Source organism: Sandaracinobacter neustonicus (assembly GCF_006385875.1).
Classification (GTDB): domain Bacteria; phylum Pseudomonadota; class Alphaproteobacteria; order Sphingomonadales; family Sphingomonadaceae; genus Sandaracinobacteroides; species Sandaracinobacteroides neustonicus.
On sequence record NZ_VFSU01000033.1, the window covers coordinates 1 to 11,322 of the forward strand.

The following is an 11,322-nucleotide window of genomic DNA, read 5'->3' on the forward strand; positions in this document are numbered from 1 at the left end:
GTTCCGGGCTTCCCGCGCAGCAGTCCTTTACGAGGAACAGCATCAGCGCGCGGAGGCCGTCGACATCGGCGCGGTACTGGATGACGCGGCCGTGCCGTTCGGACGTCACCAAGCCTGCCCGCGCCAGAATGGCGAGGTGTGTGGAAAGTGTGTTGGCAGGCACATCCAGGTGACGCGCGATGTCGCCTGCAGGCAGGCCTTCGGGTTCGTGGCGGACGAGCAAGCGGAACGCGTCCAGCCTTGTTTGCTGGGAGAGGGCGGCCAAAGCGCTTAGGGCGTTTTCTGAGTCCATAATTCGAGATATATCGAAATGTATGTTTGGGTGCAACGGTGGGGAGAGGTTGACGAAGACCGCCGACAAAGCTGACGTCGCAAGGTCAAAACCAGCTCCCTGAAAGCGGCCATCCGTTCACAACCCGCATACCTTAAGATTTGGCCGATTGGTGATCGGCTTGCCTTACCGCAGCAATGGCTGCCGCTCTCTCGCCAACGGAACCGAAGCTCGCAGCGGTTGGACGTAAATTGAAATTGGCCGCGCCTCCCCGCGATCATAGCGGCAACGAGTTGCATAGGGACTAGGCGCGCTCCGGCGATTCCACGTCAAATCGGCCAGCAATGCGCCGCCGAAGACGGCTGCCAGCAGCGAGAGCTTCTCGGCGTCCCGGTCGAATGTGAATTCGATCGCGGGATAGGCCAACAGCAGCCAGAGAAGGACAGACCCAAGGGCTATGAACCGCAGTCTTATCATATGCGGACTCGTATCGAGATCGGTGACCGCAAGGCGGTGCACCCGCTGCGGTTCAACGGTGTGCGATACTGGCCGAGTCCCGATCGAAATCGCACAGAGTATCGCATAGGCGCCGAGCCAGCCCGGCAGCTGGTTGGAAAAAGGCAGCCAAGAGGAGATCGAAAAGCCGACACCTAAGAGAAGGCTAAGAACCACCCCTCCGAGTGCTGCAGAAGAGAATCTGCGCCACGCGCGGGATCGCCAATCGGGCACCTCCTGGGCAGTAATTTTGACAGGCGGAATGATAGCAGTCTTGGTTATCATCCCCACCGCACCGGCCGCGGTTATCGTCGCTAGCGGGGCTCCGGTATGGGATAGTAGCACGAGGGCGGCCGCGCCGGCGCTCGTGGCAATGATGCGCCAGGGGTGGGGCGGCACCGGATACTGTGGATCGAGCTTGGTCCAGCGCAAACTCCAAAAGCCGGTCAGGGTTAGCATTGCAAAAAGAAATGCGGGAAATGCGTAGGCCATTTTCTGTCCCTCACAGCTTCCGTGAGTTTGGATCGGGTTCAGCGGCGACGAAGACGGGCTATAGCAGCTTTGAGAATCCCAAGTGCAGCATACTTTACTGAACTGTCTGCTGAGGCTCTATGGCAGAGGCAAGTTTCTAGCTCGACAAGGCAGGACGTTGATGGCTGAAAAGCTGACATAATGGTCGTCCCGAGTCCGCATGAGTTCGTCGAAAGCCGCCCTCTGTTAGTCACTGTGCTGGAGCCCCGAATTGACCGGAATAGGGCGACTGTGGACAGTCGTATTTTTGGGTGAAGTCTCAGGACTAGGGCGCGGATTTGCCCGCTCCCGCCTCCAACGCCTCCAGCTCTGCGCGCGCAGTCTCAAGAAATTCGGTCTTTGCCACGAAGTGACCATCAGGCAGCCCGGCCGTATCTCGGCCGATCGATGAAATCGCGATGTCGCAAAGCTGTCGAGCACTTTCAGTTACAGCTTGGGAGGAGAGCAGCGAAATTTCAGCGAAAGCCGCAAGAAGCGACATAAGGTTATCGATCGACTTTTCTTCGTTGACTACTACCAGCAGCAAGTTTCGATCCACCTCGCTCAAGAACGTGGCATATAGCTTCTGGCGCTCAAGCAAACGCTCTCGTACCAGCCCCAGCTTCCATTCGTGGGACCGCATACCGCGCCCTGCGAAATAGCTCGCGACCCCTGCAATCAGCGCTGCGCCGAGCGACGCAACCAATGGAATAAGGATTTCGGTTAGCGTTGCAGCCATACTCCGAGCGATGGCCAAATTCTTCAATGTTGGCAATCTGCCTGCCCATACGCGCACGAATTGAGGCGGCATGTACTGTCTCGCACGACACCGCTGTAGGCTGATTGGTCGCATGATGGCCGGTTGGGAGCAATCGGCTGTGGCATTGAGCGACGGAAATGCAGCATGAAGCAGCCATTTTCCTGGCAAGGGTACTGCGCGGCAACGCCCGCCGACTTTCCTGACGTTCCCGCTTGGCTAAGGTCGACCTGGACCTGCCGTTCGTTGAGATAACTTCTTACGGGAGCGAGGAACCCAGTTACCGGATTTCTGTGCGTTCCGAACCCATCGGTGCGTCGTGGACCTCGATACCAAGATGGCGAAGCATATTCGTGGACCTGCTGTGGCCAAGCGCAACCTGCACAGCGCGCTGGTTTTTTTCATGCCTGTAGACCGAGCGGCAAATGAAGGAGGCCAATCACCAACGTGCATTCGGATCTGTCTTATCAGGCTCGTGAGAGTGTCGTCATTTTTGGTTGCATAACCTTGCCGCATTTCAAATATCATGCGATATTTGAAATGCGGCGATTGCAATCCGTGTACCCGATTTGTGAAGGATGACTCCATGCGGCCGACGCGAAAAGACGCGCAGCGCCAGACCCGCGACCGGCTCATCGCGGCCGCCCATGCCTCGATCGTCGAGGAGGGCGTTGCCGCTATGTCGATCCGCAACATCTGCAGCGCAGCGGGCCATTCACAGGGGGCCTTCTATTCGAATTTCGCGAGCAAGGATGACCTTCTCGTCGATATCCTTCACGCCCATATCCGGGATGAGGTCGCGCTCTTGCGCAATCTGGTCACGCACACGGCCAGCGACGACATCGAAGACATCCTGCGGATGCTGGTCGACCGGCTGGCGATGCTGGCCGATGAACCGCAATGGTCGCTGCTGTCGATCGAACTCCAATTGCACGCGCGGCGGAATCCCGATTTCGCTGCGCGGCATCGCGAGGGCAAGGCCGCCTGCTACCGCGCGTTCGCCGACCTGATCGCGGATCTCGTGCAGCGCTTCGGACTCACCCCCGCGCTGCCGCCGATGCAGGCGGGCATCGCGCTTTATGCGCTATGGGCGGGCCTTTCCGTGCAGGGATATACGGCGGATGCCGTTCCGCGCGAGCAGATGCTGACGGTTTTCTTCCGCGCGCTGTCCGGCCTTCCGGCCCCGCAAGCGGGACGAGACAGGTTGTGAACGCGGCGTTCGGACATCGCCGGCGTATCGGCTGCGACGAGAACGGCGAGCCCTGGGCCGGGCATATCGATGACAATCGTCGGTTTCACGCCCGTTTCCGCGCCCAGGACGAGGACATCGACGAACTCGGACATGTCAACAACGCGGTGTGGGTGAAATGGATCCAGGAGGTTTCCGTTGCGCACTGGCTGGTCGCGGCGCGAATGCAGGATCGCGACCGTTTCGTTGCCGTCGTAATGCGGCACGAAATCGACTATCGCGGAAATATCGCAGCCGGAGACGAAATCAGCGCAATCACCTGGTTGGATGGGGCCCCGCGCGGCGCCCGTTATCAGCGCAGCGTGGCGTTTCTCGCGGCAGACAGTCGGGTCATTGTCTCCGCGCACTCTCGCTGGGCGCTGCTCGATCGGGCAAGCCTGAAACCGGTCCGCATTCTCCCGGAGGTGTCAGCGCCCTTTCTGGATCACGACGGACAAGGGAGTGTTCCTGAATGACAAACATCCGCAATGTCGCCGTGCTTGGCACCGGTGTGCTGGGAAGCCAGATCGCGTTCCAGACAGCCTATAGTGGTTTCAACGTGACCGTCTATGACATCGGCGAGGCCGCGCTGGCACAGGCCCGCGGGCGGTTCGGTGCGTTGGTCGAAACCTACAGCCGGGAGGTCGAAGGTGCCCCCGACGGCAAGGCCGCCGATGCCGTGTCGCGCATCCTGCTGACCTCCGATCTGGCGGCGGCTGTGGTGGACGCGGATCTCGTGATCGAGGCGGTTCCAGAAGTTCAGGCGATCAAGCAGCAGACTTACCAGAAGCTGGCCTCACTCGCCCCTGCGAAGACCATCTTCGCCACCAATTCCTCCACCCTTCTGCCCAGCGACCTGAAAGACTTCACCGGCCGTCCCGACCGCTTTCTGGCGCTGCATTTCGCCAACAATATCTGGAAGTTCAACACGGCCGAGGTGATGGGCACGGATGAGACCGCCGCGGCGGTGTTTGATGCGGTGGTGGCATTTGCCGCCGCCATCGGCATGGTGCCCATCCCGATGCACAGGGAAAAGGCGGGCTATGTCCTCAATTCCCTGCTGGTTCCGTTCCTGAACGCCGCTGCCGGTCTCGCGGCGGGCGGCTATGCCGAGCCGGAGGATATCGATAAGGTCTGGCGGATCGCGACGGGAGCGCCGATGGGGCCGTTCCAAATCTACGACATCATCGGGCTTACCACCCCTTACAATATCCTTTCGCAGGGGGATGAGAGCGCCCGCGCACTCGCGGCCTGGCTGAAGGAAAATTACATCGACAAAGGCAAACTCGGCATCGCCGCCGGTGAGGGCTTCTACCATTACAAGCCCGCAAACTGATCCTGAGCACAGGGAGAAACGGCATGGACTATACCAGTGGAAATTTTGCGGCCTTCGCCCGCCCGCGCAAACCCGAAGGCGTGGAGGGAAAGACGGCTTGGTTTGTCGGTTCCGGTCTTGCCGCCCTCGCCGGGGCGGCGTTCCTGATCCGCGATGGGCAGATGGCTGGCGATAGGATCACCATTCTGGAGCAGCAACTGTTGCCCGGCGGCGCCCTCGACGGCATCGAAGAGCCGGAGAAAGGGTTCGTCATCCGCGGCGGCCGCGAGATGGAAAACCATTTTGAGTGCCTGTGGGATCTCTATCGGTCGATCCCCTCGCTGGAAATCGAGGGCGCCAGCGTGCTCGACGAATTCTTCTGGTTGAACAAGGATGATCCCAACTATTCCCTGTGCCGCGCGACGGTCGAGCAAGGCAAGGATGCCGAGACCAACGGTCTGTTCACGCTGACAGACACTGCCCAGAAAGAGATTATCGCCATCTTCCTCGCCACGCGCGAGGAGATGGAGAACAAGCGGATCAACGAGGTTTTCGGCGCCGATTTCCTGAAGAGCAATTTCTGGCTCTACTGGCGCACGATGTTTGCCTTCGAGGAATGGCATTCCGCGCTGGAGATGAAGCTGTACCTGCACCGCTTCATCCACCATATTGGTGGGCTGCCGGATTTCTCCGCGCTGATGTTCACGAAGTATAACCAGTATGAATCACTGGTTTTGCCGCTGGTGAAATGGCTGGAGGACCATGGCGTTCAATTCCGCTATGGCGTCGAGGTGACGGATGTCGATTTCGATATCCGTCCCGGCGCCCGGCAGGCGACGCGGATTCACTGGATCGAGAATGGTGCCGAAGGCGGAGTCGATCTGACCCGGAACGATCTTGTTTTCCTGACGATCGGATCATTGACGGAAAATTCGGACAATGGCGACCACAAGACGCCGGCTAAGCTGAACGAAGGCCCGGCGCCGGCCTGGGATCTGTGGCGGCGGATCGCGGCAAAGGCCGATGATTTCGGCCGTCCCGATGTGTTCGGCGCGCATATTCCCGAGACCAAGTGGGAATCTGCGACGGTCACGACGCTGGATGCCCGTATCCCCGAATATATTCACAGAATCGCAAAGCGCGACCCGCTGAGCGGCAAGGTCGTGACGGGCGGTATCGTGACGGCGAAAGATTCCAGCTGGCTGATGAGCTGGACCGTGAACCGCCAACCGCATTTCAAGAAGCAGCCGAAGGATCAGGTTGTCGTCTGGGTCTACGCGCTGTTCGTGGACACGCCCGGAAACTATGTGAAGAAATCGATGCAGGCGTGCACGGGTGAGGAAATCACGCAGGAATGGCTCTATCACATCGGCGTTCCGGTGGAGGATATCCCCGACATGGCAGCGACCGGCGCAAAGACGGTGCCGGTCATGATGCCCTATATCACCTCTTTCTTCATGCCGCGCCAGGCCGGTGACCGGCCGGATGTGGTGCCAAGGGACGCGCTGAACTTCGCCTTCATTGGCCAGTTCGCGGAATCGAAGCAGAGGGACTGCATCTTTACCACTGAATATTCCGTGCGCACCCCGATGGAGGCGGTCTATACCCTGCTGAACGTGGAGCGTGGTGTCCCCGAAGTGTTCAATTCTACCTACGACATCCGCAGTCTGCTGGCCGCGACCGGCCGGCTGCGCGACGGCAAGGCGATCGACATTCCCGGCCCGTCCTTCGTGCGCAAGATGCTGATGAAGAAGCTGGAGGGAACCCAGATCGCCGAACTGCTCGGAGAGTTTGGGCTGGTTGCGAAATAGCATTCGCCCGGTGATCCCGTCTGTGCTGGAAGAAAGCGCGGACGGCATCACCCCGGGGTGGAGCCCGCGATTTCGAAGATGGTGCTGGCGACTTTACCATTCTGCGAAAATCATCGCCGGATGAAATTTACCTTCAATCTCGATTTTCGGACCTAATGTGGACCACCTTTGATCGCCGACTTGGCTGACTGATTGGCCAGAGTGAAGCATTCTCGGAAGCTATCGCTTGTTCATTTGGCGGGTCGATGTTCTCCATAGTGACGCACCGCGCCCGCGAGATGGACAACGGAAAGCTTCCCTTAGGCGCGCTGCTCCTCCCCATAAAAAAGACTTTGGCAGGCTTAATCACGGCTAGTTCGGGCTGGCCCATCAAGTGGCAGGGTGACGCGCATAGACCCCGAACGTCGCGATGACGGCATAGCAGGCAGCGGGGACCAGCAGCGCCAGGCCAAGATTCCCAGTCATATCGGCGATTGCGCCAGTGGCGAGTGGTAGAACCGCGCCGCCGAAGATGGCGACGTTGATGATGCCCGAGCCATCAGCCGCACGCGAACCAAGCTTCTCGGACGCCAGGCTGAAGATGGTGGGGAACATAATGGCGTTCATCAGGCCGATCGCCAGCAGGCTGTAGCCTGATACCACGCCGGCGCTATTGATCGAGATAAGGATCAGCGTGATCGCCCCAACAGCCACCATCGCAAGCAGCTTGCCGGGGCTGACGAACCGCATCAGCCCGGAACCGATGAAGCGGCCCACCATTGCGCCACCCCAATAAAGGCCGATCAGCTTGCCAGCCGATTGCTCATCGAGGCCCATGACTGCGGATTGCTTCAGATAGCTGACGATCAACGATCCGATTGAAACCTCTGCCCCCACATAGAGAAAGATGCACAGCGCTCCGAAACCGAAGCGCGGACGCTTCAGGAGGCCCAGTCCTGCCAGCGGGCTGCCGCCCTCATGCGTTTCACCCTTCAATCGATCGCGGAAGAGCCAGACCACCGCGGCGACAACCGCGAGAGCCGCCGCGATGCCGAGATAGCCGTGCACAATCATCCGGCTTTCTGCTGTTCGATAGTCTTTCAGCCGTTCGGCCGAGAGCAGCGCAGGATCGACGGTCGCGAGGCTGCCAAGGATGAGGATCGAGCCCACGATGGGGAAAACTGTCGTCCCCAGCGAATTGAAGGCCTGGGCGAAGGTCAGACGGCTATGCGCCGTTTCCGGTTTGCCCAGCAGAGAAATGAGTGGATTGGCGACGACCTGCACGATCACCACCCCGCTCGCCAGCACGAACAGCGCCAGCAGGAACAGCGCGTAGACAGCTTTCTGAGATGCCGGAATGAACAGTAGACAGCCGGCCAGCATCGTCAAGAGCCCGGCGACGGCGCCACGCATATAACCGATTTTCTTCACGAGGTTCGCGCCAGGGATGCCGATCAGAAGATACGCCGCAAAAAAGCAGGACTGGATCAGCATCGCCTGGGTATAATTCAGCGTAAACAGATCCTTCAATTTCGGGATCAGCACATCATTCAGGCTCGTGATGCCGCCGAAAATGAAAAATAACCCCATGACAAATATCTGAAGTTGCGAATTCTCCGAACTATTCATGCCGGATTTATCATATTTTTGATTATTTTCTGAATGCATAGGTTGAATCATGGGAATTTCTTCACCCTCTGTGGCCGCCATGAGAAGATGAGCTCCTTTGCCGAGCGATCTCCGGCCTGCTGCTGGTTTGGTGAACACCAAGATAAAGTGCTTTCGAGACCGGAAGGTGGCTGTCGCCCACTCGTCGACAAGATGCGCAATTGTCGAATGCGAACATGTCCCGGACAGCGGGCAAGGCTGGAAAGACGAAGTCGTCGATGTGGTCACGCCGCTCAGCTTCATGCCAGGTTTACGAAACCAATGCCCTGATCGTGGAAAGCTGCTACAATGCGCGGAAGCGGACGGCGAGACCGCCGCCCGGTCCCATACGCACTGCAATCCGGTCTGCCGAGGTCACCACTCGCTTCGAAATGGCAATGTCAGAGCGTCTGTCAGTCCGAAAATCCGCTGCCTGGCCATCGGCATAGATTTGAGCCTCATACCGGCGTCCCTTTTCCAGGAAGTCCAGAGACAGATCCAGTTCGCGCGCGGATTCATCCGTGCCCCCGCCTACATACCAGTCCCGGCTGTTGCGATCCTTGCGGGCGATTAGCGCATAGGCGCCGACCTCACCTGCGAGCAGCCTCGTGTCGTCCCAGTCGGTCGGAACATCCTTGATGAATTGGAACGGGCCGGGATAGCGGACGTAGGTCTCCGGCAGGTCCGCAGCCATCTGGATCGGAGAGTAGATCAGAACATAGAGCGCCAGCTGGCGCGCCATGGTGCTGGGGATCGGGGTTCCGCCCTTGCCTGTCAGGCTTAGAATTCCGGGCGTATAGTCCATGGGACCCGCCAGCATCCGGGTATAGATCAGATTGATCTCGTGGCTGGGCGGATTCTTCGGCTCGCCCCAGGCATTATATTCCATCCCCCGCGCACCTTCACGGGAGACCCAATTGGGCCAAGTGCGGCGCAACCCAGTGTCCTTGATCGGTTCATGCGGATTCACGGCGATATGGCGCTTGGCGGCTTCCTCTACCACCTTCAGATGATGGCGGCTCTGCACCTGCCCGTCATGCCACTGGAAGCTGCCGTCCGGCGCTTGTACCCCGCCCGCATCGGCGACATATCCGGTTTTCACGCTGTCCACCCCCAGCCGGGCATAGAGATCCAGCGCAGGTGCCAGCTGCGCTTCATACACTTTGATGTTCCCCGCCGTTTCGTGATGGCCCATGATCCGCACGCCCTTGCGGCGGGCGTAGGCCGAAAGCCCTTCCAGATCGAACCAGGGCGTGGGCCGGGTGAAGATGAACGCGTCTCCGGTGCCAAACCAGTCGCCGTCCCAGCCCGGATTCCAGCCCTCCACCAGCACACTACGGAAGCCGTTGGCGGCCGCGAAATCGATGTAGCGCCGGGTGTTTTCGGTGGTCGCCCCCAGCTTCGGCCCCGTCGCCCAGGTGGATTTGTCGATGTGCATTTCCCACCAGACACCGACATATTTGTGCGGCGTGAACCAGGTGCTGATGTCCGGCAATCTGGAGGGTTCGTTCAGGTTCAGGATGATGTCGGACGCCGCATAGAGTCTTGCGGCGTCCGGGGCCACCAGCATCACCCGCCAGGGCGTCGCGAACGGCAGATCCCGCACGACGCTCGGGCCGGTGCCCGATGGCGAAAGACGGGCCTTGAAGCGCTGCCCTTCTACCCGGCGCAGCCACATGCCGGCATAGTCGACGAGCGCGGCCTCATGGATAGAGAGGTGCAGCCCTTGATCCGTACGGAACGTGATCGGCGTATGCGCCTGCCCGACTTCGGCGATGGGCGTGCGATTGTAGAGATATTCGTAGCGGTTCCATTCCCCACCCGAATCCACCAGGCCGTGCCCGGCTGCGCGAGATCGAACTCGGTCAGTTCCTCGACAATCCCGACGGTTTTCAGGTTCGACTGTTCGGGAAACTCGATGCGAAATCCCAATCCGTCGTCGAACAGCCGTACCCGCACCCGAAGCTGCCGCTTCAAGGGTGTTTTCTCCCGCAGCGTCACGAGCAACTCGTTGTGGCGATCCGTTACGAAGCGCCGCTCGCCCCAGGGCTGCTCCCAGCGGCCGGACGCGCTGCTGCGTGCCACGTCGACGATCTCGAAGTTGCGTTCCAGCTTAGGCGCATCGCCCAGGATGAACCCAAGCCGCGACGGGTTCACGACAGCTCCGCCTTCCCGACTGAGCGACCAGAAGGGCCGGCCGTCGGCATCCGTGTCGATGGTGAAGCGCAACGCCCCGGAGGGCGATTGCAGCGTTTCCGGCGTTGCCTCGGCGCGGGCAGCGCCCAGTATGAACAGTCCGGCCGCCAGCCAGATCAGGTTGCGCATCCTACCCCTCCACTGCGATTGCACCGAGCGGCGGCAACAGATCGGGTGTTGCGCCATTCACTTCGGCCCACACCGCGCCTTCCAGCGCAATTTCGGCGGGCTCGGCGCCGAAGTTGAATGCGAGCCGGATACGTCGATTGTCGTGCCAGCGTTCGAAGCTCAGCAAATCGCCGTCTGCCGCGATCCGCTCCAGCCGCCCCAGTCTCAACACCGGTTCGGCCTTGCGCAACGCCACCAGCCGCCGCGTCAGGTGAAGCAGGGAATGGGGGTCGGCTTCCTGCACATCCACAGCCAGCGCGGAATGGTCATCGCCTACCCGCAACCAGGGACGTCCCGAAGAGAAGCCCAGGCTCGGCGCGTCTGCCTTCCAGGGCATTGGGGTCCGCGCGCCATCGCGGGAAAGCGTCAGCGGCCAGTTGGCAATGGCTTCCGGATCCTGAAGTTCGTCGAACGGAATCTCCACCTGTGTCAGCCCCAGCTCCTCGCCATAATACAGGAAAGGATTGCCGCGCAGGCTCATCAGCAGCAGCATCGTCATTCGGGCAAAGGCCAGCCGGTGCGCTGGTTCCGCCCAACGTGACAGGCCGCGCGGGGAGTCATGGTTGGTCAACGCCCAGCCCGGCCAGCCGAGCCCAGGCTCGTCCGGCCAGTCGGCCAGCGCCCGGGCCACCACCTGCGGCGTCAGTTTCTGTGCATACAGAAAGGCGAAGCTGTAGGCTGAGTTCAGATGGCTGTTCCCGGCTGTGAAGACGCGCATTTCCGGGATGGGATCGTCGCCACCCACCTCAGCAACGCTGAAGGTTGCGCCATAACTGTCCAGCAACACCCGTAAACGCGCCAGGAAACCGGGAATGTCCGGGTGGGACTGGTTGTAACGCCTGAGTTGATAGTCGAACGGCCGCGTGCGCGGCCCCGGCGGCGCAGGCGGATTATCCCTGAGCAGCGGGTCGTGCATGGAAAAGTTGATGGCATCCACCCTGAAGC

General features: G+C 60.3%; 10 protein-coding genes and 1 pseudogene. 4 read left to right on the forward strand and 7 right to left on the reverse strand.

What is annotated here, in order from left to right; genetic code table 11:
- The 3 genes from FJQ54_RS15210 to FJQ54_RS15220 form a co-directional block, all read right to left on the reverse strand.
- Positions 1-292: ArsR/SmtB family transcription factor (locus tag FJQ54_RS15210; protein WP_140929282.1), on the reverse strand; the 292-nt coding region annotated here is incomplete at its 3' end.
- 165 nt (positions 293-457) lie between these two features.
- Positions 458-1,258 (reverse strand): hypothetical protein, encoded by an 801-nt coding sequence (locus FJQ54_RS15215; protein ID WP_140929283.1) that lies wholly within the window; start codon positions 1,256-1,258, stop codon positions 458-460.
- A 304-nt stretch (positions 1,259-1,562) separates the two neighbouring features.
- Complete coding sequence (locus FJQ54_RS15220) at positions 1,563-2,015, reverse strand: hypothetical protein (RefSeq protein WP_140929284.1); 453 nt, start codon at positions 2,013-2,015, stop codon at positions 1,563-1,565.
- 589 nt (positions 2,016-2,604) lie between these two features.
- Between FJQ54_RS15220 and FJQ54_RS15225 the strand changes: the two genes are divergently transcribed.
- Genes FJQ54_RS15225 through FJQ54_RS15240 form a run of 4 tightly spaced genes read left to right on the forward strand, consistent with a single transcriptional unit; the run spans position 2,605 to position 6,387 of the window.
- Positions 2,605-3,243: a TetR/AcrR family transcriptional regulator gene (locus FJQ54_RS15225; protein WP_235890490.1), complete on the forward strand. Its 639-nt coding sequence runs from the start codon at positions 2,605-2,607 to the stop codon at positions 3,241-3,243.
- Complete coding sequence (locus FJQ54_RS15230) at positions 3,240-3,737, forward strand: acyl-CoA thioesterase (protein WP_181160190.1); 498 nt, start codon at positions 3,240-3,242, stop codon at positions 3,735-3,737. The genes FJQ54_RS15225 and FJQ54_RS15230 overlap by 4 nt, the downstream gene beginning before the upstream one ends.
- The gene (locus FJQ54_RS15235; RefSeq protein ID WP_140929286.1) at positions 3,734-4,597 is read left to right on the forward strand and encodes a 3-hydroxyacyl-CoA dehydrogenase; all 864 of its coding nucleotides are present in this window, start codon (positions 3,734-3,736) and stop codon (positions 4,595-4,597) included. Before FJQ54_RS15230 ends, FJQ54_RS15235 begins: the two co-directional genes overlap by 4 nt.
- A gap of 23 nt (positions 4,598-4,620) precedes the next feature.
- On the forward strand, positions 4,621-6,387 hold the full coding sequence (locus FJQ54_RS15240; protein ID WP_140929287.1) for an oleate hydratase: 1,767 nt from the start codon (positions 4,621-4,623) through the stop codon (positions 6,385-6,387).
- Positions 6,388-6,756: 369 nt separating this feature from the next.
- Here FJQ54_RS15240 and FJQ54_RS15245 read toward each other — a convergent pair whose 3' ends face one another.
- From FJQ54_RS15245 to FJQ54_RS15255, 4 genes and pseudogenes are all read right to left on the reverse strand, one after another.
- Complete coding sequence (locus FJQ54_RS15245; RefSeq protein ID WP_235890492.1) at positions 6,757-7,995, reverse strand: sugar MFS transporter; 1,239 nt, start codon at positions 7,993-7,995, stop codon at positions 6,757-6,759.
- Positions 7,996-8,317: 322 nt separating this feature from the next.
- A complete protein-coding gene (locus FJQ54_RS15250; protein WP_408006032.1) occupies positions 8,318-9,583 on the reverse strand; it encodes a glycoside hydrolase family 97 catalytic domain-containing protein in 1,266 nt (421 codons plus the stop codon).
- Positions 9,575-10,395, reverse strand: a pseudogene (locus FJQ54_RS18025) (glycoside hydrolase family 97 N-terminal domain-containing protein); the annotation flags it as partial. The gene FJQ54_RS15250 and the pseudogene FJQ54_RS18025, both read right to left, overlap by 9 nt.
- Positions 10,340-11,322, reverse strand: a 983-nt coding sequence (locus FJQ54_RS15255) for an alpha-amylase family glycosyl hydrolase (RefSeq protein ID WP_140929288.1), incomplete at its 5' end; no start/stop codon positions are given. The gene FJQ54_RS15255 and the pseudogene FJQ54_RS18025, both read right to left, overlap by 56 nt.

Excerpts from the sequence above, each read along its gene's own strand:
- FJQ54_RS15245 (WP_235890492.1), bottom strand. The coding sequence starts at position 7,995 with ATGAATAGTTCGGAGAATTCGCAACTTCAGATATTTGTCATGGGGTTA.
- FJQ54_RS15235 (WP_140929286.1), top strand. The coding sequence starts at position 3,734 with ATGACAAACATCCGCAATGTCGCCGTGCTTGGCACCGGTGTGCTGGGA.
- FJQ54_RS15220 (WP_140929284.1), bottom strand. The coding sequence starts at position 2,015 with ATGGCTGCAACGCTAACCGAAATCCTTATTCCATTGGTTGCGTCGCTC.
- FJQ54_RS15250 (WP_408006032.1), bottom strand. The coding sequence starts at position 9,583 with ATGCTGGTGGCCCCGGACGCCGCAAGACTCTATGCGGCGTCCGACATC.
- FJQ54_RS15240 (WP_140929287.1), top strand. The coding sequence starts at position 4,621 with ATGGACTATACCAGTGGAAATTTTGCGGCCTTCGCCCGCCCGCGCAAA.
- FJQ54_RS15215 (WP_140929283.1), bottom strand. The coding sequence starts at position 1,258 with ATGGCCTACGCATTTCCCGCATTTCTTTTTGCAATGCTAACCCTGACC.